This is a genomic window from Acidilobus aceticus, assembly GCF_055392325.1.
The window spans coordinates 1,465,465-1,487,281 of the sequence record NZ_AP042407.1 but is presented as its reverse complement, the minus strand read 5'-3'; the positions used below and the strand labels follow the sequence as shown (position 1 = coordinate 1,487,281).

At 55.4% G+C, this 21,817-nt stretch carries 22 protein-coding genes; 9 read left to right on the top strand and 13 right to left on the bottom strand.

Features of this window, described 5'->3' with window-relative positions:
- Nucleotides 1-91: 91 nt before the first annotated feature.
- The gene (locus ACZ5OO_RS07725) at nt 92-1,474 is read left to right on the top strand and encodes an extracellular solute-binding protein (RefSeq protein WP_464078197.1); all 1,383 of its coding nucleotides are present in this window, start codon (nt 92-94) and stop codon (nt 1,472-1,474) included.
- A 224-nt stretch (nt 1,475-1,698) separates the two neighbouring features.
- Here the strand turns inward: ACZ5OO_RS07725 and ACZ5OO_RS07720 are convergent, their stop codons facing one another.
- The 5 genes from ACZ5OO_RS07720 to ACZ5OO_RS07700 form a co-directional block, all read right to left on the bottom strand.
- Entirely contained in the window at nt 1,699-2,331 is a 633-nt protein-coding gene (locus ACZ5OO_RS07720) for a class I SAM-dependent methyltransferase (RefSeq protein WP_464078196.1), read from the bottom strand.
- 144 nt (nt 2,332-2,475) lie between these two features.
- On the bottom strand, nt 2,476-3,558 hold the full coding sequence (locus ACZ5OO_RS07715; protein WP_464078195.1) for a glycosyltransferase family 2 protein: 1,083 nt from the start codon (nt 3,556-3,558) through the stop codon (nt 2,476-2,478).
- A 385-nt stretch (nt 3,559-3,943) separates the two neighbouring features.
- Complete coding sequence (locus tag ACZ5OO_RS07710; protein WP_464078194.1) at nt 3,944-4,714, bottom strand: sugar phosphate nucleotidyltransferase; 771 nt, start codon at nt 4,712-4,714, stop codon at nt 3,944-3,946.
- Nucleotides 4,711-5,931 (bottom strand): UDP-glucose dehydrogenase family protein, encoded by a 1,221-nt coding sequence (locus ACZ5OO_RS07705; RefSeq protein WP_464078193.1) that lies wholly within the window; start codon nt 5,929-5,931, stop codon nt 4,711-4,713. Before ACZ5OO_RS07705 ends, ACZ5OO_RS07710 begins: the two co-directional genes overlap by 4 nt.
- The gene (locus tag ACZ5OO_RS07700; RefSeq protein WP_464078192.1) at nt 5,928-6,845 is read right to left on the bottom strand and encodes an NAD-dependent epimerase/dehydratase family protein; all 918 of its coding nucleotides are present in this window, start codon (nt 6,843-6,845) and stop codon (nt 5,928-5,930) included. The genes ACZ5OO_RS07705 and ACZ5OO_RS07700 overlap by 4 nt, the downstream gene beginning before the upstream one ends.
- A 293-nt stretch (nt 6,846-7,138) precedes the next feature.
- Between ACZ5OO_RS07700 and ACZ5OO_RS07695 the strand changes: the two genes are divergently transcribed.
- Nucleotides 7,139-8,308 carry a glycosyltransferase family 4 protein gene (locus ACZ5OO_RS07695; RefSeq protein WP_464078581.1) on the top strand — a complete coding sequence of 390 codons (1,170 nt, stop codon included), beginning with the start codon at nt 7,139-7,141 and terminating at the stop codon, nt 8,306-8,308.
- Between the two features lie 105 nt (nt 8,309-8,413).
- On the opposite strand, the gene ACZ5OO_RS07690 is transcribed toward ACZ5OO_RS07695, so the two are convergent.
- Nucleotides 8,414-8,539 carry a hypothetical protein gene (locus ACZ5OO_RS07690; protein WP_464078191.1) on the bottom strand — a complete coding sequence of 42 codons (126 nt, stop codon included), beginning with the start codon at nt 8,537-8,539 and terminating at the stop codon, nt 8,414-8,416.
- Nucleotides 8,540-8,625: 86 nt separating this feature from the next.
- Here ACZ5OO_RS07690 and ACZ5OO_RS07685 point away from each other — a divergent pair, with 86 nt between their 5' ends.
- Nucleotides 8,626-9,762 (top strand): glycosyltransferase family 4 protein, encoded by a 1,137-nt coding sequence (locus tag ACZ5OO_RS07685; protein ID WP_464078190.1) that lies wholly within the window; start codon nt 8,626-8,628, stop codon nt 9,760-9,762.
- Between the two features lie 373 nt (nt 9,763-10,135).
- Here ACZ5OO_RS07685 and ACZ5OO_RS07680 read toward each other — a convergent pair whose 3' ends face one another.
- Entirely contained in the window at nt 10,136-11,215 is a 1,080-nt protein-coding gene (locus tag ACZ5OO_RS07680) for a glycosyltransferase family 4 protein (RefSeq protein WP_464078189.1), read from the bottom strand.
- Nucleotides 11,216-11,220: 5 nt separating this feature from the next.
- Nucleotides 11,221-12,951, bottom strand: a complete 1,731-nt coding sequence (locus tag ACZ5OO_RS07675; RefSeq protein WP_464078188.1) for a hypothetical protein — start codon at nt 12,949-12,951, stop codon at nt 11,221-11,223.
- A 348-nt stretch (nt 12,952-13,299) separates the two neighbouring features.
- Between ACZ5OO_RS07675 and ACZ5OO_RS07670 the strand changes: the two genes are divergently transcribed.
- Nucleotides 13,300-14,385 (top strand): glycosyltransferase, encoded by a 1,086-nt coding sequence (locus ACZ5OO_RS07670; protein WP_464078187.1) that lies wholly within the window; start codon nt 13,300-13,302, stop codon nt 14,383-14,385.
- Here the strand turns inward: ACZ5OO_RS07670 and ACZ5OO_RS07665 are convergent.
- Both ACZ5OO_RS07665 and ACZ5OO_RS07660 read right to left on the bottom strand, forming a co-directional pair.
- Nucleotides 14,374-15,186: a glycosyltransferase family 2 protein gene (locus ACZ5OO_RS07665; protein ID WP_464078186.1), complete on the bottom strand. Its 813-nt coding sequence runs from the start codon at nt 15,184-15,186 to the stop codon at nt 14,374-14,376. The genes ACZ5OO_RS07670 and ACZ5OO_RS07665 overlap by 12 nt on opposite strands.
- Nucleotides 15,183-16,175 carry a glycosyltransferase gene (locus tag ACZ5OO_RS07660; protein ID WP_464078185.1) on the bottom strand — a complete coding sequence of 331 codons (993 nt, stop codon included), beginning with the start codon at nt 16,173-16,175 and terminating at the stop codon, nt 15,183-15,185. Before ACZ5OO_RS07660 ends, ACZ5OO_RS07665 begins: the two co-directional genes overlap by 4 nt.
- 458 nt (nt 16,176-16,633) lie before the next feature.
- On the opposite strand from ACZ5OO_RS07660, the gene ACZ5OO_RS07655 reads away from it, so the two are divergent.
- The 3 genes from ACZ5OO_RS07655 (at nt 16,634) to ACZ5OO_RS07645 (ending at nt 17,307) form a co-directional block, all read left to right on the top strand.
- Complete coding sequence (locus ACZ5OO_RS07655; protein WP_464078184.1) at nt 16,634-16,795, top strand: hypothetical protein; 162 nt, start codon at nt 16,634-16,636, stop codon at nt 16,793-16,795.
- Nucleotides 16,796-16,856: 61 nt separating this feature from the next.
- Nucleotides 16,857-17,144 (top strand): glycosyltransferase, encoded by a 288-nt coding sequence (locus tag ACZ5OO_RS07650; protein WP_464078183.1) that lies wholly within the window; start codon nt 16,857-16,859, stop codon nt 17,142-17,144.
- Entirely contained in the window at nt 17,119-17,307 is a 189-nt protein-coding gene (locus ACZ5OO_RS07645; protein WP_464078182.1) for a hypothetical protein, read from the top strand. The genes ACZ5OO_RS07650 and ACZ5OO_RS07645 overlap by 26 nt, the downstream gene beginning before the upstream one ends.
- 111 nt (nt 17,308-17,418) lie before the next feature.
- Here ACZ5OO_RS07645 and ACZ5OO_RS07640 read toward each other — a convergent pair whose 3' ends face one another.
- Nucleotides 17,419-17,589, bottom strand: coding sequence for a glycosyltransferase (locus tag ACZ5OO_RS07640; protein WP_464078181.1), 171 nt, complete (start codon nt 17,587-17,589; stop codon nt 17,419-17,421).
- A 135-nt stretch (nt 17,590-17,724) separates the two neighbouring features.
- Here ACZ5OO_RS07640 and ACZ5OO_RS07635 point away from each other — a divergent pair, with 135 nt between their 5' ends.
- Together ACZ5OO_RS07635 and ACZ5OO_RS07630 are read left to right on the top strand one after the other, a co-directional pair.
- A complete protein-coding gene (locus tag ACZ5OO_RS07635; protein ID WP_464078180.1) occupies nt 17,725-18,933 on the top strand; it encodes a glycosyltransferase family 4 protein in 1,209 nt (402 codons plus the stop codon).
- Nucleotides 18,934-19,013: 80 nt separating this feature from the next.
- Nucleotides 19,014-19,346: a glycosyltransferase family 2 protein gene (locus ACZ5OO_RS07630; RefSeq protein WP_464078179.1), complete on the top strand. Its 333-nt coding sequence runs from the start codon at nt 19,014-19,016 to the stop codon at nt 19,344-19,346.
- A gap of 711 nt (nt 19,347-20,057) precedes the next feature.
- Here ACZ5OO_RS07630 and ACZ5OO_RS07625 read toward each other — a convergent pair.
- Nucleotides 20,058-21,086, bottom strand: coding sequence for a glycosyltransferase family 2 protein (locus tag ACZ5OO_RS07625; RefSeq protein WP_464078178.1), 1,029 nt, complete (start codon nt 21,084-21,086; stop codon nt 20,058-20,060).
- Between the two features lie 430 nt (nt 21,087-21,516).
- Complete coding sequence (locus ACZ5OO_RS07620; protein ID WP_464078177.1) at nt 21,517-21,786, bottom strand: glycosyltransferase family 2 protein; 270 nt, start codon at nt 21,784-21,786, stop codon at nt 21,517-21,519.
- Between the last annotated feature and the right edge of the window lie 31 nt (nt 21,787-21,817).

Sequence of the window (21,817 nt, the reverse complement as noted above, 5' to 3'; positions counted from 1 at the left end):
AACTGGGCCCGCAGCCCCGCCGCGGGGCCCGGAGATGAACGTTCAGCAGAGCTGTTTACTTATGGGCTCCATGTAAACCCCGGTGGGGCCAGTGAGGTGGACCGTGGCAGCAGCCATCATAATAATAGTCGCGGTGGCGGCCTCCCTGGCTGCCTACCTCTACAGGCCAGCGAGGCAGGTCACCATAACCGTGGTGACTTACAACGACGTGGCCCCTGTAGTGGAGATGGCGGCAGAGGAGTTCGAGGCCCAGCACCCTGGCGTCAAGGTCAGGGTGGTCTCGTACCCGTGGGACACCTACGTGGAGCAGGAGATCACGGTGCTCAAGGCCGGGAGCCCGGAGTACGACGTAGTAACCTTCACCCCCACCTCCTCCCAGCTCATAGCCCCCTACGTGGTCCCCCTGAACACTAGCTACTTCAACTGGAGCGACATAATAGCTGACCAGGAGGACTTCGGAGGGCTCTACTACAACGCCTCCTCGGGCAGGGCCGAGGTCATAGGGATAGCGTTCCAGACCTGGGTGGAGCTGTTAGCCTACAACGCCACGCTTTTCAACAACGCCACGCTGCAGCGCGAGTTCCAGGAGGAGTACGGCTTCAGCCTCAACCCCTGGACCTGGGGCAACTGGAGCCAGGTCGTGGACGCAGACAAGTTCTTCGTCAGCCACAACATAACGAAGTACGGCTTCCTGGTGGAGGACGAGCCGAAGCACGAGCTCATAGACACTTTCCCGGCTATCTTCGAGTGGTACTACATGCACAACAGCAGCCTCAACTGCGGCAACCCGGCCGGCCTCCCGGGCTACGGCACCATGTTCATGGGGTGCGTGCCGAGCTGGTGGGGCCACGGCTTCCCGCCGCCGGCCTTCAACAGCACGGCCGGCGTTGAGGCCCTCGAGACCCTCAGGGAGCTGGTCAGCTACGAGCCCCCGCCGTCGCAGCTTGCCATAGGCTACAGCGCCCTGGTCAGCATACTGTCCCAGGGGAGCTCGGCAGGGGCAATAGCGTGGGCCAACGACATAATGGGCATGAACTCCAGCGTCGCCTCCCAGCTCCTGATGGCCCCCCTGCCGGGGGGCTACGGCGAGCCCGGGTCCACGTTCCTGGGAATAAGCAGGTACTCGCAGCACAAGCAGCTCGCCCTTGAGTTCCTGCAGTTCATAGTGAGCCCCCAGTTCCAGGTCAGGGCCTTCTACGCCCAGGGCTCGCTGCCCATATCAAGGGAGGCCTACCTGCAGGTCATGAACAACGCCTCCCTGCCGGCCTATGAGAGGGAGTGGCTCAGGGCCATACTTGTAGCTAACGAGAACGCCACTGCCACCCCGCCTACCCTCCCCCAGACCTACCCCGTGCTCATACCCTCATTCAACGGGCCCGTGTTCGAGTGGCTGTCGTCGCCGACCTCATCGCCTGTGCAGGTGCTCCAGCAGGCCGCCAGGGCGTGGGTGGAGGCGCTGGGCGGCGGAGGCTGACTTAGCGGCGCGCCGGCCGGCGCGACGAGCATAACAGCTAAGCCTGAAGGCCGCTAGGCAAAGTCTCCCTCTGACTCTTTTTCCTCACCGGCCCGTCCCTGTCGGCCACGCCCTTGATGTCTGCGGCCCTCTCGCTGATGCCTCAGCTTTGCGGCCTGCCCGCTACCTTGAGGATGTCCCTTAGCGAGCCCAGGTCACACATTGCAAGCTCGCAGGCTGCCGCCTTAGGCCTTCCTGAACCTTGAGCACACGAACCCCTCAGCCCCGCTGTACTCCCTCGGCTCCTCCTCCCTTGGCTCGTCGAGGGGGCCGTAGGTCAGGGTCGCGAAGTGCCCCTCTGGCCTTAGCCCGGCTGAGACCGCCATGGACTCCACCTCGTCGACGTCGTAGAACTTAGCAATGGAGTAGAACGGGTGCCCGGCCCTGCCGAGGCCAATGTAGTGCTGCCCCCAGGGCGAGCTCCTGGCAACTATGCAGCTCACCAGGACGCCTCCCCTAACGAGGGCCCTCGAGGCCTCAGCAATTGCGGCCGCCGGGTCGCTGAGGAAGCAGAGCGTCACAACGAAGATCACAGCGCTGACCGAGGAGTCCCTCAGCGGCAGCGCCTCGGCCCTGCCCTGGACGCTCTGGACTCCCCTCCTCAGGGCGAGCCTGGCCATGTTTACGCTCGGCTCCACGCCGAGGCAGCCAAGCCTTGAGGCGAAGAAGCCGGTGCCCGAGCCTACCTCGACGCACGGCCTCCCGGCCCCTTCGACTGCCTTCATAAGGGCCTTCACCTCGTTCTCCGCGGTCACGGCGTTCCTGGAGAACCAGGAGTCGTACCTTGAGTGCAGCCTCTCGAAGGGCTCCCAGCCCAAGCGGCCACCCGGCCTGCTGCGCCCGCTTAACGTAAAATTACTGAGCCCCGCCCGTGCCGCCCTCGCTGTGTGGGCCGTGATGAGGAGGAAGTAATGCGTGTCGTGCTTCCTTACCTAGCTTTTTTTAAACCTGTGAGATGGGGCCTAGCAGACTTCCCTCCCTTTCCTTCTTTCTCCTTTCACTCTCCCCTTCTTATTATCGTCCGCCGCGGCGAGCCACCTGGCCCTCCAGTACAGCTCCCTTAGCCTGTCAGGCGCCTTTGACATGAAGGAGTCGGCAACCATCACAAGGTAGTTCCTTGCGCTCACAGAGCCCAGCCTCCTCAGCGCCCAGGCCTGCCGGAGCCTGCGATACAGCGTGACCGTGAGCCTCTGCCCAGAGGCCCAGGATGGCATGGAGGCCACCTCAACGGCCCTGAAGGCCTCAAGGTACTCAACGTACCTCTCACACGGGGTGCCAGCCAGGTACGACTTGACTAGGTGGGCGTCGAGGGCCCAGGCGTAGTATGACCTTGCCAGGGCCCTCAGCGAGCCCACCATGCCGCCCGACCTTGAGGAGTACGAGTGCGACGTGGTGGCCCCCCTGTGGACCCTCCAGTAGGTCAGCGGCCTGCCCATGAGCAGGAGGAGGCCCCTGCCATGGCGGAGCGCAGAGACCAGCGCGGCGAGGTCGGGCGACGAACGGATATACCTTAGGGGACCGCCCTCAAGGACATGCCTCCTGGCCGCTATTGAGCTGTTGTTGTGGAAGCCCCCGGGGTTAACTAGGGCAGCGTAGCAGGCGACCTCCGTGGGGGGCAGCGGGATCACCACGTCATGACTGAGGCCCTGAAGGGGTCCCAGACTGGAGCCGCCCTCGTCAATGACCTCCTGGCCGTTGTGAAGGTATATGAGCCCTGGGAACTCAGTGAACGCCTTGTAAACCACCGAGAGCCTCTCAGGGAAGTACATGTCGTCGTCCTCCAGGAAGGTTATTATGTCACCCTTCGCCTCCTCGAGGCCTATGGCTATCTTGCCCCCGAGGGGCACGACGTCTGTTACAACGTCCTTCCACCCGTTCCTGCGAATTATCTCGTCGCTCTCCCTGTCCTCGAAGTTCTTGACAACTATTACCTCGAACCTGTCCCTTGGGAGTGTCTGCGCCTCAAGGCTTCGCAGCGCGTGGGGAAGATACTGCCTCCTGTTATGCGCGGTCACTATGACGGAAATCAGCTCTCCTGAGCTCAAGCTGCAGACCGGGTATGGCTATCTTGGACGCCTTTTTAGGTTGATGATGTAAGCGGGTTTAGGGTAAAAGCCCTGCAATGAGGCCACCACATCAAACCGTGGGAACCCTTATACTTCTGTTGTGCGGCAGTTAGCATTGGGCGCCGTGGCAATTGAGGATAGTGCAGGTCTCACCGTTCTACTTGCCCGTCGTGGGCGGCGTGGAGGAGGTGGTGAGGAGAATAGAATAGCTAATTAAGTATATTGCATTTAAGACGGACGTTCCGGGAAAACGCATTAGCACGGTTGTTGCCATCATTGGTTGACAGGAGGTCGAGGCCGCTATAATTGACTACCACAATAGGCATTTCGTCCGCGGCTTAACTCACCTCGTTTAGGCTCACACCTATACATTCATGGAGTTGACCAGGCTTCTCATATAATCTATATATCCTGTCAGGTTACCCAAATCATATACCCTTTTAACTTTAACTGCCCTGAACTCTTTTCCCTCCCTTATCAGGGCCCTGATTCCATCGGTGAGCTGTAGCTCGCCTTCAAACTTTACGCTTGCGAGCGCTCTGAAAATGTCCTCGTCAAAGTGATAATAGGGGACCACGATTAAGTTTGACTTGGGGGTCCTCGGCTTCTCCTCCAAGTCAATCACTCTATCATCAACAAGCTGCACAACGCCATATTGTCTAGGGTCCTGAACTTCCGTTACCAGGAAGGAGTTGACCGGCATGGCAGATACGTCAAGGTCTAATACAAGGGTGTCCGGCCCTACTACAAGGAAATCGCCGCTCACGTAGGGCCTTGCGACCAGGACGGCATGACCGAAGCCCTTGGGCTCGAACTGGTTCACAAAGGCAATGTTGGCGCGCTCCACCATCTCGTAAAAACCCCTGAGGCTCCGCGCCTGTCTATTCTTTCCGGAGGCCTCGAGGTAGTCTACTAAGTCATGGTCAGGAGCGAAGTAGTCCTCTATCACCCTCTTGTTCCTGCTTACGACAAAGATGAAGTCCCTTACTCCCTGCGAGTAGAGCTGCTCAAAGACCACCTGAATTATCGGCTTTATCTCGTCGTTCCACACCACTGGGAGCATCTCCTTCGGTATCTCCTTGGTCCAGGGCAGCATCCTGGTGCCGAGCCCCGCTGCCGTTATCACGGCCATCATGTCTGAACACCAAGGCCGATTGCCCTGAACTTGGAGGCCTCCATCTTTGAGGGGTCCAGGACTCTCCTGGCGTCTATCGTTATCTTGTCCTTCAGCCTCTCCTCAAGGCCCCTGAACTCGTCCCACTCCGTAGCTATGATAACGGCATCAGAGGAAGAGATGCACTCGTCAAGGGTCACCATTTTCGCCTCCTCAGTCCTGGCCTTGGGGTCGTAGGCCACAACCTCGTAGCCTTCAGCCTTGAGGGCCCTTATGAGCTCGATAGCCTTGCTCTCCCTCGTGTCATCAGTGTTAGGCTTGAAAGCAACGCCGAGCACGCAGACCTTGCCCCTGGTCAGGAGACTCTTTAACATGTTGACTACTCTGGGCACCCTCTCCCTGTTGACCTCTATGGCGGCCTCCACTATCCTGAGCCTCTCTCCCATGTCCCTGGCGAAGCTGACGAAGGCCTGCGTGTCCTTCGGGAAACACGAGCCTCCCCAGCCGAGGCCAGCGTTGAGGAAGTAGGGGGCTATCCTCCTGTCCAACCCTATGGTCTTAGCGACCACGTTCACGTCGCAGTTGGGGAGCCTCTCACAGAGGTTAGCTATCTCATTTATGAAGGACACCTTGATGGCCAGGAAGGAGTTTGCGGCATACTTTATCATCTCGGCCTCCTCCCACGACGTCCTTATAACCGGGGCCCCCGTAAACCTCCACAGGTTCTCCACTACGTCACCTGCCTCCTTGCTCTGTGACCCTATAACGACCCTGTCAGGCCTCTTGGTGTCAAGGATTGCGCTTCCCTCCCTGAGGAACTCAGGGTTAGAGACTACGTCGTTCTTGACGATCTCCTTTACCTTCCTTGCGGTCCCTGGTACCACGGTGCTCTTTATAACTACTATGGAGTCATTCCTTCTCAGGACGTCACTTAACCTCTTGGCGGCGTCAAAGACGTAGCCCAGGTATATTCTCCCGTTGACGGTAGGCGTCGAAACTGTAATGAAGACTAGGTCGGCGTCGGACAGCTCCGAGTAGTCTGTGGTGAACTTAATCCTCGAGGCGTTGGCGTCGAGCATCTCCTTGAGGTTAGGCTCGTAGATGGGCGACCTGCCGCATCTCAGGCCCTCCACCTTGTTTTCGTCGACGTCCACCCCAACTATGTTGTGGCCCTGCTCCGCCAGTACAACGCCTGTGGCAAGCCCAACGACGCCAAGGCCTACTATCCCTACCCTCATAGTCTCACCTTGAACCACTCTATCGTCCTCTTTAGGCCCTCCTCAAGGTTGACCCTCGGCTCCCAATTTAACAGCTGTTTCGCCCTAGTTACGTCGGCCGCCCTCCTGGGCGGGTCGTCAGGCCTCGGCGGAAGGAACCTGATCTTTGACCTGCTGCCGGTGAGCCTTATTATGAGGTTGGCGAGGTCTATGATCCTGGTCTCCTTGTCTGAGCCGACGTTCAGCACGACGCCCTTTAAGTCCTTTCTGGGCTCAAGCATCCTCTTCGTGGCCTCAACCCAGTCGCTCACGTAGAGGAACGCCCTGGTCTGGTTGCCGTCACCGTAAACCGTTAAGTCCTCATTCCTTAAGGCCTGGGCGATGAACCTCGAGACCACCCTCCCGTATGAGCCGTCCTCCCTCAGCCTTGGGCCGTAGACGTTGAAGGGCCTCTGGATCCTCACGTCGAGGCCGTACTCCCTGTAGTAGGCCATTATGAGGGACTCGGAGAACCTCTTGCTCTCGTCGTAGCAGCTCCTCACCCCAGTCGGGTTCACCTTGCCCCAGTAGTCCTCAGGCGTGGGAATAACATCGGCGTGGCCGTATATCTCCGAGGAGGACGTGAAGAAGAATATGGCGTCGCTCCTCCTTGCAATCTCAAGCGCGTTGTAAGTTCCTATCGAGTTTGCCAGGGCCGTCTCAACGGGGTGCTGTACATAGTCGTCAGGGGACGGCCTGGCCGCCAGGTGAATTACGTAGTCGAACTTCTCATCCGTTTTGAAGCTCTCAACCCTCTCCTTGATCAGCTTCACGTTAGGGGGAAGCTCGATGTACTTTACCGTAGACAGGTCATCAACTACGGTTATCTCGCCCTCCAGGGACTCAACTAGGTGGGAGCCAAGGAAGCCGGCGCCGCCGAAGACCAGGTATCTCAAAGAGGTTCCTAGGTTTCACGTAAAACTAAAGGGTTTAAAGCTGTTAAGGATTAAAATTAGATCTTTGATATAAATGGTATGAATATATTGAGTTGAGCTTAAAATAATTCATCACAAGAGAGTACTCCCTACTTAATTGTTGGTTAAAATGTTGGTTAGCAGGACTTTAATTAGTCCACGCTTCTTGATGGAAAGTAACGAGGTCTAGTAGTTCCCTTTATAACAAAGCAAACCTTTATAATGGTAAGCCTCATGTTACATTTCTAGAGGTAGTGTAGTGCAGATTGAGGATAGTGCAGGTCTCACCGTTCTACTTGCCCGTCGTGGGCGGCGTGGAGGAGGTAGTGAGGAGAATAGCCGAGTACATGGCCTCGAGGGGCCACGAGGTTCACGTAGTAACGTACAACAGGCTCAGGTCAAGCGGTGTCGGCTCGCTGCCAAGGGAGGAGGTAATCAACGGGGTCCACGTGACAAGGCTAAGGCCAAGGTTTACCTGGAGCCACGGCTCGTACAGCCCGGAGCTTCCTGACGTCATAAGGTCCCTCAGGCCCGACGTAGTGCACGTGCACGTATGGAGGCACCCCCACGTCTTCCAGGTGGCTAGGCTCAAGGGAGAGCTCGGGTTCGCCGCGGTACTTCACGGCCACTCCCCCTTTCACACGCTAAGCCAGCTAGGCCTCGTCACCTGGCTTTACCACAGGCTGGCTGACGCCTTCGGCAGGGGCGCCCTGGCTGCGTATGATGCATACGTCGCGCTGACCTCCTATGAGTCCAGGGTAGTTCAGGGGCTTGGCCTGGACGAGGGGAAGGTCCACGTCATACCAAACGGGATCGACGAGGACAGGTGCAGCGTCGACTTAGACTCGAGGAGCGGCTCCGCGGTGCTATACCTTGGGAGGGTGAGCAAGTCCAAGAACCTGGGGCTCCTAGCCAAGTCTATGGAGTACGTCAGGGGCAAGGCAAAGGAGGTGAAGCTGGTCATCGCGGGCCCGGACGAGGGCCTGGCTAGTGAAGTTATCAGCTACGTCAGGTCCCACGGAGTTAAGGCAGAGTACCTTGGAACCGTCAGCGAGGGCGAGAAGCACAGGCTCTACTCTGCAAGCGACGTCTACGCCTTCCCGTCGACCTTTGAGCCCTTCGGGATAACGCTCCTGGAGGCGGAGGCTCATGGCACGCCGCCCGTCATAACTGGGCAGGGAGGGCAGGTGGAGGTTGCCCCTCCAGGCGTCGTAGGCCTGTGGGCTAGGCCTAAGCCAAGGGATTTTGGAGAGGCCATAGCCGAGCTGCTGACCAATGAGAGCCTAAGGAGGAAGCTAGCCTATCAGGCCAGGCAGTGGTCCCAGAGGTTCACGTGGGGCAGGCTGCTCCCCAAGTATGAGGAACTTTACGGAAAGCTTACGGCACACCGTTGCTTCTCTTATATTTCAACAAGTATATTTCAAGCTCCTCAACATAATAGTTAAATTAAATCAAATTTTCCATTTACGTTACACGCCGCAAACTCATAATAAACCTTGCATCTAAAAATAATTAAATGTAAAGGGAACAAGGTAGTATAGTGCAAGGCGCTAAGGTATTGATGGGCCTTGGCTACTACGAAGGGACTTAGTCATTGTGATGAACTCCCTGGCCAGGTACCTTCCAAAGCATGGGGTTGAGTTTGCTAGGTCCTTTGACTGAGACATCGTGGCCATGGAGTACGCCTCGCTTTACAGAGAGGCTGTGGACGAAAGGAACTAAGAGAGCCCTAGCGACCAGCGTTAGGGGAGCTGGCAGTAGGTTGAGGATAGTTCACGTGGTTCACAGCTACTGGCCTGCAGCAGGCGGGATTGAGAACGTAGTTAAAGCCTTAGCCGAAGGCATGGCCTCGAGGGGCCACGAGGTCCACGTCGTAACAGGGGCCTACGGAGGCAGGCCCAGGGAGGAGGTCGTTAACGAGGTCCACGTGCACAGGGTCAGGTCGATTAGGCTTGGCTTCCCCGACCTGACTTACCCCCTCTATGTGCCCAGGGAGCTGCTCAGGTCGGCTGACATAGTTCACGGGCACAGCCAGAACAGCCTGTTCACCGTTAAAATCCTGGAGGAGGCGAAGGGCCTCGGAGCTAAGACCGCACTGCACTTCATGGCGGTTGACTCCCTGAGGGACCACCCAAACCCCCTGGTGAGGCTCATAGGCCCGCTTTACGGCAGGAGGAACGTCAAGGTAGCCCTTAAGGCCAGCGACCTCAGGCTGGTCAAGAGCCACAGGGACGCGGAGGTGCTGAGGGCAAGGTATGGAGTTGAAACGGTTTACGTGCCAGACGGCGTCGACGAGGGGCTCCTAACAATGCCCAACATGGCCGAGAAGTTCAGGGAGAGGTTCGGGGTTCACGGCCCGTTCGTCGTCTACGTGGGGAGGCTGCACAGGCTCAAGGGCGTGGACGTGCTCATAAGGGCCATGGCTGTTGTAAGGAGGGAGGAGCCCGAGCTCAAGGCGGTGGTCGTAGGGCCAGGGAACCAGGGGTCTTACCTGACGCTCGCCGAGAGGCTCGGGGTCAGGGACAGGGTGCTCTTCACCGGCTACGTGGACGAGGAGGCAAAGGTTGGGGCCATAGACGCGTCCCTTGCCCTCGTGCTGCCGAGCGTCAGCGACTACGCAGAGGCCTTCTCCCTGGCAATAACTGAGGCCTGGGCCAGGGGCAAACCAGTCATAGCGTCTGCCATCGGCGAGGTGCCGTACAGGGTCAAGAACATGGTCAACGGCATCCTGGTCCCCCCTAAGGATCTGAGGACTTTGGCCGAGGCCATACTTGCGATAGCTCACGACAGGGGGCTGAGGGATAAGCTGACCAAGGGGGCCAGGCCAGATGCGCCAACATGGGATGAGGTTATAGACTTGCTGCTCACGTTGTACTCTTCGACTCAGCTAAGGGCGTGAGCTTGTGGTCAAAGATATCCTCTCTAATCTAAGTAAGTAGGTATGGTTAATTTTCCACACCTTTCCTAGAAGATCTTTTCATGAAGCAAGTTAATGTTAAGTCGCCTACTCATGGCAAGGTATCCTACACTTGCGTCAACTGTAACGTGCTGTTGTACTCAAAGGCAACGGCGTGACACTCCGCGAGGCTGAAGCTGGAATACATTACATATCTATAGTACACGGCCAACCTATAGTAATGTTCTAGATAAACGCCATGTCCCAAGGCGGCGCGCTGTTAAAACGTCAGCCTCCGTACCAAGGCATCTTCAGTATGTGGATATCAGTCGCTAACTCCCCGACAAGCCATAGCTCGTTAATACTGTAAGGGGTCTCAGCTCCGAACTAGCCCTGCCAGTAGCGACTCGTAGCGCCTTGCAACCTCTACGTGGTCAAACCTCTTCACGAACCTGACCCCGTTAGCGCTGAGCCTCTCCCACAGATCCTGGTTCCCCAGCAGACTCTCTATAGCATTTGCGAACACCTCTGGGGAGAGCTGTGGAACCCTGAGCCCATTATAGCCGTCAACAACTACCTCCTCTGGGACTGCCTCAGAGACCACAGGGGGAGTGCCGCTGGCCATCGCCTCCAGAGCGGCATATGGGAAGGCCTCACGAGAAGATGGTAGTATTAACGCTTTAGCCCTGGACAACAGCTCCGCCTTCACGCTGTCAGGTATGCCCACAAAGGCCTCAACCCATCCTGGAATGCCGCCCATCAGGGATCTGACCAGGGCGTCAGCCCCTGGCCCCACGACCGCCAGCCTTACGTCAGCCCCTCTGCTCCTCATCGCTGCCACGGCTCTGAGGCTTATTTCAAGGTTTTTCTCGCCTCTAGTTCCTATGTGGACAATTAGATTCTCCCTATCCTCCAGCGGTTTGGGCCTGTAAGGGCTGAGGTCGACCGGGTTGTAAATTACTTGGCCGCACTTCACGCCCGCCTCGTCGGCTTCCCTAGAGGTCTTCTTAGAGACGCAGACCACGGCGTCGTAGGAGTTATATAGCGCCCTGTAAGCCAACCTGCCTGCCCACGACCGCAGCCTAGAAACGTTGTGCAGTACTGCGACCCTGGGCCTGAACGTTAGGGGCACCACGCCGTTAACCACGACCGCGTCCCACCCTTGCAGGGCCCTCCTACCCTCCAGGAGCCAGCCCAGGGACACCCATGGCTCCTCATGCGAGTCTACGACTCCCTTCAACGTTATTACCTCCACGTCCCTAAGGCCGTACCTCCTGTTGAGGAGCTCGGCTATGTTGTCACCGCTCTGGGACCTTAGCAGGCCCCAGCTCATGAGCGACACTTCGTGCCCCAGGCTTGAGAGACCCTTTGTGAGCGTTGCTATGAACGTGGTCACCCCGTCAAGGTGCGTCAGCGAATCTCTACGGGCTATCACTATCCTCAGCCTTCTAGTCAACACTATCACCTCATGACCTCCAGGAAGCCTACAGGCGAATTTATGACCACGCTATTGTTCTGCTCAACGCTGAGTACGTTACTATAAACGAGATGATAGTTGGAGCACGACGAGTAGACGTAATATATGAAGTAGGGCTCGTAGTAGTACCCCATGTAACCTGGGGTGAACCAGCTTTCGCTTACGGTCTCGTTGCACCAGGCCGGGGAGCCTGGCAGCCAATATGCCATCTCAGCGCCGGGGGCGACTTCTCCTGGCACGGAGGCCGAGCCGTTAGCATAAAGGGCTGGCGAGTCTGATTCCGTAACCACCCACCACACTCCTAGGTCCCAGCCCACTTCGGGGAATGCTACAGCTGGATACCCAGCGAAGGAAGCGTAGAGGCATAAAGGCGTTAAGATAATGACTGAGGCTAAAGTTACTGCAACGGCGGCCCTCCTGTGCGATTTAACTTCAACTAGGGACGCAAGTATTACCGCGAGGACGCCTATGAACATCAGCGGCACCCTGTCAGCCCAGCCAACAGCGCCAAGGCCTAACGTTAAGGTCGCCCCGACAAGTCCCGAAAGCCCCAGAGCCCCCACGAGGGCCCTGTGCTCGGGCCTCCTCAGGCTCAGCGCTACCGCCACTGCAAAGGGTATGAGAAGCTCGGCGATGTAGGCCGCCGCCTTAACTTCAACTGCGACGTGATATGAGGGCATGACCCTCACAGTGGCCTGGTATATTAGCTGAGGGGCGCGGGAGGCAAGCCTCCTCAGCGTGCTTATAGTCAGGCTCCAGTAGTAGTGAATTCCCTGCTGAACAAAGCCGTAGGAGTCGTAAACGCCCATTATTAGGTAAGCCGCCGTTATTGTCAGCAGCGCCTTAGCTGTAAACGTCCTTGAGTTCGACATGCCCGGGAACATTAAGTAGAGGAGCCCGCCCCCGAAAAAGGCCACCCCTGCGAGGGCCGCTATGAGCTCGTGAGTGTAAACCGCCGCGAGGGTCGCCACGAGGAGCATAGCTAGGGACCTCCTGTCCCTCTCCCTTAAGGCTAACACGAAGGTGGCCACTGCTATGGTAAATGTCACCGTTCCATAGTGATCCGACACGGACTCTGGAATGTCAGACCACAGAACTATGGAAAGAGGCATCGCTACCGCTGCGGCTCTCTTGCTGAGGCCCAGCGACCTCGCCAATAGGTAGGTCGCGGGAGCCATGAGAAGCGACATGAGCTCCGGAACCCACTTAATCATGAAGTAGAACGGCGGGTCCTTAAACCAGGTGGGGTGGCCCCAGAGGACAAGTATCGCCTCAGCTAGAGTGAACCAGAGGGACCTGTTGAGCCACATGAAGTCAGACCATGGAGTTAAGTGGCCGTACTCCGCTATATACATGGCACGGAACATGTGATTAAAGGAGTCCTCGAAGTCGGTGATGTAATACCTATCCGCAAGGTCAGGGACCAGGAACCTGACGCTAACGACGGTTAGGGCGGACATTACGATAATGAGGGCAGCCCATCTGCTGCTGAAACTCTCGCTGAGGGCCACGTAAAATGCCATCATTAGCGATAGAAGCATTATAAGCGTTCCAATAACGCCTAAGACGGGCGCGCGGGAAAAGGGTCCATAGACGTCGCTGACCCCAAATACCTCATTGCCTACCTCCTCGAAAATGACGACATAATATATAATGAGGGCAAGAAGGACAGCCATTGCAAGTGTAATTAATGATGTGTGGCCCTGTCTAGTCACTGCCGAGGCCTCGCTTCACTCTCTTTTTAAGCATATTAAAAATGATTTATGGTATCACGACTTCTTGTCAAGTTCTATTGCCCTATTCGGATAAGGCCTTTCCCGTTGCGTAGCAGCTATATATATGATATATATATGATATGATATGAAATATGAACATAATATGAAACGGAAATTTTAGTATGATTATTCGATGAAACGTGTCATGCCAAAGAGTGAACTCTATTAACCTCTGTTTCCTCTGGCACAGTGCTATGCTTGCTCAAAAGAGACTCCTGCATATAAAGGGCCTGCAAGAACATAGGCTATATTCTTGCAGCGATATGTTGTCAGCGTAGGGTTGAAAACTTGATAATAGCCCTGGTTGACGACACGGACCTCTCCGTGCCTGGGAAGGGGCAGCAGGCCAGGACCTACGAGCTGTACTCGAGGGTCGCCAGGAAGGCTGAGGTCAGGCTCGTAACGCAGGGGGCCGCTCACCCCGAGAGGCTCGCCTGGGCCTCAGAGCTCAAGGTCGTCAGGCCGCTCCCAGGTAGGGCTGCTGCCTGGGCCGGAGGCATGAGCTCGCTGGCCGCAATAACGGAGGCGGCCAGGGGCTCCGACTTCATCATTGCTGAACACGTGTACGGCATCAACAGGTGGGCTCTCCTCGCCTCAGGGCTGTCCGGGGTGCCCCTTGTATATGACAGCCACGGCAACGAGGCTGAGGTGTGCGGGGGGCTTGCGTGCAGGGCCTCGGTGGTCCCCTTCGAGAGGGCCATGTATGAGAGCGCGGACGCGGTGGTTGCAATCAGCGAGCGGGTCCTTGAGGAGGCCAGGAGGCTCTACAGGGTTAAGGCCGAGAGGCAGCTGGTGCTCGTGCCGGGCCTGAGGGAGGTCAGCTGCAGGGGGAGAGGTAAGCTAAGAGCAGTCCTTTCTTCGTGGGGGGTAAGGGAGGGGGAGGTCGTTGCTGTCATGCATGGCAGCCTGAGGTACGGCCCTAACATGGACGCGCTCAGGGCGCTGTTGACCATGAGCAGGGGGAGCAGAGGTAAGCATGGCGTCGTCTTTGTGGTCGCGGGGGGCTCTGACATGAGGCCAGGGTGGCTCTCGGACAGCGTCCTCTACGTGGGCTTCGTTGACGACCTTGATGACCTGCTCTGCTCTGCTGACGTGGCCGTAGCGCTTAACGTCTCGGGCACAGGGGTTCACATGAAGGTGATGGACTACCTCTCAGCGGGGCTGCCGCTGGTTGCCACCCCCAAGTCGCTTGAGGGCATCCTGGCGGCGGCGCTGAAGGGGTACCCGCTGGCCCTGGCGATCCCAGGCATTGACCTCGGCGAGGCTGTAGCAAACCTTGCGGGGAGGGCCAGGGGACCCTTCTCAGGCAGGGCCAAGCTCCCGACGTGGGACGAGCAGGCCTCAAGGCTCCTTGACTTCCTCTCATCCGTTTAGCCTGCTCAGGGCCTCAGCCATGTACCTCCTCATGGCCCTCTCCTCGGCCTCTGACCTATGGGACCTTGAGATGCTGGTGTGGTGAAGGTGGTAAACTGGGTTGTCCGACGTGTATGCGTAGAGGTACCCCTTTGCTGCCAGCATTACCCCCAGCAGCTGCTCGAAGCCCCTCGCCGCCCCCAGGTCCTTGTCCTCTGGGAGCCTCAAGCCATCAACCGCCTCCTTTCTAAGAGCCATGTTTACGGCCCTGAAGGGGAGGGATATGCAGTCGCCATCAGGTATGCAGGGCCCGTGCCTGACCCTCAGCCCCCTGTCAACGAAGACGCCCCTTGCAAATACCTCAAGGCCTGGGTAGGGCTTCACTAGGTTAGCCACGTAGAGCCTCCTGTAGAGCTTTACGAGGGCGCTGTCGTCGGGACCCTTCACGGGACCCCTGCCCCTCTCATAAAGTATGTCGCGGCTGCACGCCCCGGCGAAGGCCCTGGGCAGCTTTCCCAAAAGCTCCTCGTACTTCAGCAGGAGGGAGGAGGGAATCACAGCGTCATCATCTACGATTACTATGATTTCCCCCTCGGCGGACTCCAGGCCCTGGTTGACAGCTTCCGTGACCCCAACGCCCCTCTGGGAGTAGGCCTGTATGGGCAGGGGCTCGTCCTCCACCAGGGGTCTAAGCCTTGCCGTCTCGCATGCATATATTATAATCACCTCGTCCGGCCGCCTCCTCTGCAGGCCCAGGGACGAGAGTAGGTCCCTGAGCTCAGGCCTGCACAGGGTGGGGACGACGACGGAAATCCTTGTCATGGCGAATCCACCTCGGCGCAGTCCCTGAAGCCCACTGATGCCAGGGCCTCACTGGAGGCCACGCCTACCAACACCTTTGAGTCGCCCTGGCCGCATGTGTAGGGCTTAAGGTTAGCTGACCTGACCTTTGCAACTACCCAGTTAAGACCTAGTCTGCTGGCTGTTGAGAGAAGTACTGAGAACACCGCATGGTCGCCGTCGGCCCCGACCTCCTTAATTGGGTCCACGAGCCCGCTAACCATGTACTTAAACATTAAGTCATAGTTGTTAAGTAGCGGGTCGTACCTGTATATGCCTTTGACTAGTGCCACAGTATAAATCAGCGGGACTGGGGCCACGAGGAGGTAAGGCCTTCGCCTTATGTAAGGCAGGGACGCAAACTCGCTATATTTAAACCCATTGCCTCTAATTAGGTCAATGACGTTTCTTACAGACCTAGAGACCGCGCTAAGGGTACCTCTCATGTAACGCCTAGCGTCTCCCAGCGGGCGCCCTCCATGAGGCCTTGATAAAGGCCTCCTGAACAGCACCGGCACGTGAAAGTCGAAGCCGACCCTCGTGAAGAACTCTATGTCCTCGGCGTAGTTGAGGTCCCTCCAGCCTCCCCTGGCAACCGCGTAGTCCCTCTTCGCAAGGTATGGCAGAGGCCTCTGGCTGCCAGTGGCCATCCCCCACTCTATAGCCCTGTGGAAGTAAGCGTTGTACTCGTCGTCAAGGTCAAAGTATGCCGCGTAGGAGCCCTCTGGGCACATGCGCAGCGCGTAGTCCCTGCCCCTGCCCCTGGTGGATCCAGGCAGCCTGTACACCTTCACGTTGTAGTCCTTGGCAATCTCAAGGAGCCTCTCGTAGGTTCCGTCCCTTGAGCCTCCGTCTACAACGACTATCTCCGCGTCGGGCCTGTAGACGCTCCTGACGGAGGCCTCGACTGTGTTAACTGAGTTCAGCACCGTGCCGTAGAGACAGAGGCCTTGAAACACCACTGCAGCCACCGAGGTTTTGAACCCATTATAAACCTGCTAAAGCCTGGCAGAAATTAAATTAAAGCTGAGGCGTAGCCTTCGGGCGGTGGGGCTTAAACGTTTGCTTGCTGTTGTTAGACGACGCCGAGGCGCTGGCGGCATCCAGCTAATTGTCCTTAACACTGTTGAGTCACTGCGATGAATGGCTGCTTTCGCGTGACGCTGGTCACCAGGCGAGTAAGCAGCTGGTTCTTAAGGAGGCTTCTGTCCATGGGAAGTGTGCAGGTAGCTCTCAGGAGGCCCCTACCGACCTCCACAGCTAATATAATACTGGACGCTCTTCAGTCCTTTCCCTCCGATTGCGAGTCAAGGTTTAACTTTCATGGCGACGTGTAGCCCGTGAACACCGACATAATTTACTTTCATCAGTTCAACATAGACTACGGTTTCAGGAGCAGCGCTAAGGCCAAGCTGAAGCTCTTCCCTCAGTGGGGGTCAGGAGGGAGTTCCTTGGAAAGGCTGGAAAAGCGAAGGAGAATAGCAGGCTTGTCCTGGTGAACTCCACGTTCACTATGGCAGGGGCCAAGAGCCCTTTTGGGCTCACCAACGTTAAGATCCTTCATCCACCAGTTCACGTAGAAAGGGTATGACGACTGGCCCTATTCTCCAAGGCCCAAAAGGATCGTCGTTGTCCATAGGCTGGACGACTACATGCTTAAGGTAATTAAGGAGGTAGCCTCCTCCCTTGACTACGAGTTCGTAGTTATGGGCTCCGTCAAAAACGTCAGCTCGCTCACGGAGCTTTCAAGGCTCCTGCGCAACGTTAAGGTAATTCCAAACGCGGACGAGCCGACTAAGAAGGCGTACCTTCAGACTTCTCAGGTCTACTTCAACGCTAACATGTTTGTTGAGGGCTTTGGAATAGCGGTTGTTGAAGGCATGGCTGCCAGAGCCCTGCCTGTCGTCAGGAGGGTTGAGGCACTTAGATTACGCGCCTGAGGAGTACATGTTCAACAGCATTGATGAAGCCATAGATAAGGTTGAAAAGGCCGTCGAGTTCTGGGACTATGAGAAGGCGAGCCTGATGAGAAGTGCCGCGCAGCGATTCTCGCTTGGCGCATACGTTGATAGGTTGATCAATATAATTACCAAGTTCCTTTGACCTCCTATGTTAAATAAGGCCTATTAAGAGAGACCTATGCACGCCTTAAACCTCTTCATGAAGTCCTCAAACCTGAAGTTAGCCGCGGTTCTCCTAGCATTAAGGGAAAGCTCATCTAAGGGAAAGCTCATCAGCTAAGGCCGGGTTGTCAAGGAGCTGTGAGACTGTAGACGTCGCTGACTCCAGGCTCCTTTCCTCTACTATCAGGCTGTTATAGTCATGCCTAGCGTAGGAGAGGAATCCCAGGTTCTTGGTCATAACTACTGGCGTGCTGCAAGCCATGACCTCAAGCGGAGGCAGGCCGAGGCTCTTTTTGTACTGTACACTGTACTAGGAAGCTCTATAGAAGAGGTTTCTTATAGGTATTGGTAACATTTAAAACTTAAAGTTAATGACCTATAGCTTGGCGACAGAAAATTGGAGAGTCTTAACGTTAATCTAGTTATAGAGACCAACCAACGAGGTACCTACGCCACCGCAAAAGTGATTTTCCAAAAGCTTAGAGAGAGGGGACATGAAGTTAGATTGTGGACAACCTTTCCCTCAGAGTTCAACGTTCTTCCTAGGCCCCCCTCATTTAAGCCCCTTGGTTATGAGGCGGCTGTCAACCTTCCAACTTATGCGAGAAAAGCCTTGAACGCCATCAACCCATCTAAGGACTCCATAGTCCACTCAATGAACGCCATGCATGAGCTGGCCTACCTTGCTCACGGTCAGGGCGTTAAGAGTGCGATCACCGTTCAGTACCCATGGCCCATATGCTACTTTAACGCCTATGGCTACAACGCCTGCGGCTGCACCTCAAGCGTGCTGGAGGCCGCCAAGTGCATCTACAGCAGGAGGAGAGGGCCGAGAAAGGCCTTTGCCCTGGGGGAGGCCCTCTACTGGAAGCTGAAGAGGTCGTGGATCAGGAGGAACTTAATGGGGTCCGACGCAGTTTTGGCTGTAAGCAGGTCTACCAAAGAGCTGCTCGTAAAGGCAGGTTATGAAGGGGCCAAGATAAGGGTCGTTTATATTAACGCCTTAATGCCTTACAATATAGAGTACTCACCTTATGAGTCCTCCGACGCCTTCACTTTCGCCTACCTGAGCTACCCCGACGAGGGTAAGGGCGTCTTCCAGCTGATCAAGGCCTTTGCCCTGGCCATCAAAGCAAACCCTAGGCTAAGACTTAAGATATACGGCGGGCTCGCAAGCCCCAACGTTGTAAGGTTAGTAGGGGAGCTGGGGATAAGGGATAAGGTGGAGCTAACCGGTTGGGCGTCCTTTGAGAACTACGCCTCCTCGCTTAAGGAGCTGCTCAGGGACGTTGACGTTGTAGTTGTTCCAACCATGGTGTTTGATACCTGGTCAAGGGTTGTCACAGAGGCCATGCTCTCTGGAAGGCCCGTTGTTGTCACCAAAGGTAACGGAGGGCTTGTCGAGCAGGTAGAGGATAAGGTAACGGGATTTCACGTCAACGTGTACAACGTGGAGGAATTTGCGAGGTCTTTGATAGAGACAAGTTCTATATCAAGGGAGGAGCTAAGAGACATGGGCTTAAGAGCAAGGGAAGCTGCCTTGGCTAAATGGAATCAAGAAAGGATAGTTGATAGCTTAGAACATTTTTACAAGGAGCTTCTGTAAATTTAGGGTTCTACATGCGCTTTTTAGAGAATGAGTAAATAAATATAACCTCAACTTTGGAAGATTTAGCGGAGCACGCAGTGCCAGAGCCTTTCATATCAGTTATAGTATTAGCTCACGAAAGGAGGAATTTCATTCCAAGAGCGCTAAGGAGCTTAGAGCAGCAGAGCTTGGATAAAGCGTTATTTGATGTAATAGTTGTTAAGCCTTACGAAGATTATTATATAGACAGTATAGTTAAGCGAAACGGATGGAAAAATATAGTTACTTTGGAACCGCACATTGGAGGCAAGGTAGCCGTAGGGGTAGAAGAAGCCAGAGGGGAGATCATTACTATTTTAGAGGACGATGACGTTTACGATGCCGATCGATTAAAGTTTATACATAGGACGTTTATTAGTCATAAAATTTAGTTTATTTTCATAATGACTATGGTTATATTGATGATAAAGGAGTTTACCTTGGACCAAGGGAGCATTACTATATCATGATATGCTAATTCAAGGCTGTGCAAAGAGAAGGGTGACCGATCTTTTGATAACAGTTACTTGGGCCCCTTTTTAATAGCAATCACGCTATTAAAAAGGAGATAGTTGAAAAAGGCTTAATATATTAAAACATCTTATCTATATCGACCCCTGGCTTTTCTATATTTCACTGATTGATCAAGGAGACCTATATATAACCCCTAAGATATTAACCTTAAAGGGAGTTAGCACTCCAGGTCGTTACCATCAACTGACTGGACTACGCGGGAAATGGATTACGACTTATATTCACTATTTGATGGACCTGGCGTTACTGCAAGAGGCCAGCTATGTAGACATAGGACGTATATCTTGCGCCAAGAATTTCATTATGAGAACCCTAGGGATAGCCTCCCTACCTACTAAACATAAGCTACTTAACATACAACTTCCGACGATAAGTTTAGTGCCACTTATAGCAAAGCTGTTTTCAAATAGCCAGGACTCTGTGACAAGGTCGCTGCTCATAGGCGAGTCCCTTATTCAGTACTCGCCTGATCCTGCGAGGTGGTTCTTCCATTATTCACACGATATCGTATCGAAGCTCAATAAATGATAACCCAAGAGTGGTGAAGCCTTCTATCAATTTAATTTGCCTTACCTTCTAGGCCTATGAAGCAGGGCTAACGCCGGCATGATTAATTTGTCAAAAGTCTTAAAGGGCGCTAATAAAGACAGTATGCCGTCAAGGAACGGCGCGGGCCCTGTCAGCATAAAGGCTCCCTCCAGCAGCGCCCTTCCAAAGCTCCAATAGGCCTCACCAGGCTTCGCGCCTTTCTTGCTAAGAGCTAACTGAGCCAATGAGCATGAAATTGCCGAGGATATGGCATATTTCTCAAAAAACCTAGCAATACCCATGAGCTTAGCACGGGCCAGGATCCTGGCCCCCTCAGCAATTGCCACGAGATCGCCGCATGACGCAATCCTCGACCACTTTAAGTACTCGAGGCCCTCCTCGGTCAGACCCGCGGGCTTACCTCGGCCTGGTAAAAGGCCAGGCCTCCTGTAGAGAGTCAATACCCTTGGCTCGTGGAGCGCGGGGCCATAAGCTAATGAGCCAGCGAATATGAACCTGTCGACGCCGGAGGCCCCAGGGATCCTCCTGAGGCCCTCAATAATGCCCTCGGCCGCCTCCCTTGAGATCGCTATGGAGCTGTTGTTAGCGACGCAGTAAGGGTACAACAGTTTAAGGTTGCGCGCTCCCCTCGACGGGTCAAGGAGGACTCTTTCGTAGCACCCCCTAATAGTCTTAGTAATCGGGGTCAGGTCGTCATAGGTCGTGAGGTAGAGGTGATGAAGGAACGCGAGGCCCCTCACCTCCTTAAAGCGACTAGCCACGAACCTCAACTTGCCCGGCAGCCACACGTCGTCGTCCTCCAGTAAGGCAATTACATCACCCTTTGACTCCTCTATGCCCTCGGCTATCTTTGCTCCAAGGCTTTCATTGTCTACGGAGACCCACCTGACGCCCGTGGCGAGGCCACTTGTGTCATCCTCGTAATCTGCAACAACAACTGTCTCCAGCTTAAAGTTCCCCGTCTCCTGAGCCAGCACTGAGGCCAGGGCCTGAGGCAGATACTGCTTTCTACTCTTGTGTACTGTAATGATTGCTGTTATTGTTTGCATCTAACCCTCAACGTTAGAGTGATAGGGCGCGTTTTTTGCTTTGCTTTCCATCAAACCCTAAAGGGATTAATCTACCTTGACCTTAAGAAGCTCAGCACCCTTCTAACATACAAGGGAACGCCAGAATTGTGAGGAAAGGCTCTGTCCACGAGTGCCAAAACATAAGGCATAAAAAGGAATGCAAGAAATCTCAGGGTACCTGATATTTTTACGCTTTCCTTGCTCGACGACAAAGCAAAGTTCGTCACGGCGCACTTAGCGATCTTTGCGAGCTCACCGACTGAGGGCGTCAAGCTTTGAGATAACGTTCTCGCTAGCGGCATTGGCACGTATAGGCCTCTAACCTAGCAATAGTTGACGAGAAGCTATAGGCGTTACAGGCGCATTCCTGCAGAAGCTCCTTACTCACAAAGCTATGCCAAAAGCTATGCTACTTGGCTAAATTTAGCAACCACTTAACTCTGTTAACCTTCGCCTCCTCCAACCCTATGGCTATCTTGCCGCCGAGGGGCACGACGTCGGTGACTATGTTCTTCCAGCCGTTCCTCCTTATTATCTCGTCGCTCTCCCTGTCCTCGAAGTTCTTGACAACTATTACCTCGAACCTGTCCCTTGGGAGGGTCTGCGCCTCAAGGCTTCGCAGCGCGTGGGGAAGGTACCTCCTACGGCCGTGGGCGGTAACTATGACTGAGACCTGCAAAAGGCCTTACCAGGAACTACTGCTTCTAGGA

Coding starts and splice junctions, on each gene's coding strand:
- ACZ5OO_RS07665 (WP_464078186.1), bottom strand. CDS start 15,186: ATGACAAGGATTTCCGTCGTCGTCCCCACCCTGTGCAGGCCTGAGCTC.
- ACZ5OO_RS07650 (WP_464078183.1), top strand. CDS start 16,857: ATGCTTAAGGTAATTAAGGAGGTAGCCTCCTCCCTTGACTACGAGTTC.
- ACZ5OO_RS07705 (WP_464078193.1), bottom strand. CDS start 5,931: ATGAGGGTAGGGATAGTAGGCCTTGGCGTCGTTGGGCTTGCCACAGGC.
- ACZ5OO_RS07640 (WP_464078181.1), bottom strand. CDS start 17,589: ATGGCTTGCAGCACGCCAGTAGTTATGACCAAGAACCTGGGATTCCTC.
- ACZ5OO_RS07625 (WP_464078178.1), bottom strand. CDS start 21,086: ATGCAAACAATAACAGCAATCATTACAGTACACAAGAGTAGAAAGCAG.
- ACZ5OO_RS07690 (WP_464078191.1), bottom strand. CDS start 8,539: ATGGCCACGATGTCTCAGTCAAAGGACCTAGCAAACTCAACCCCATGC.
- ACZ5OO_RS07710 (WP_464078194.1), bottom strand. CDS start 4,714: ATGATGGCCGTGATAACGGCAGCGGGGCTCGGCACCAGGATGCTGCCC.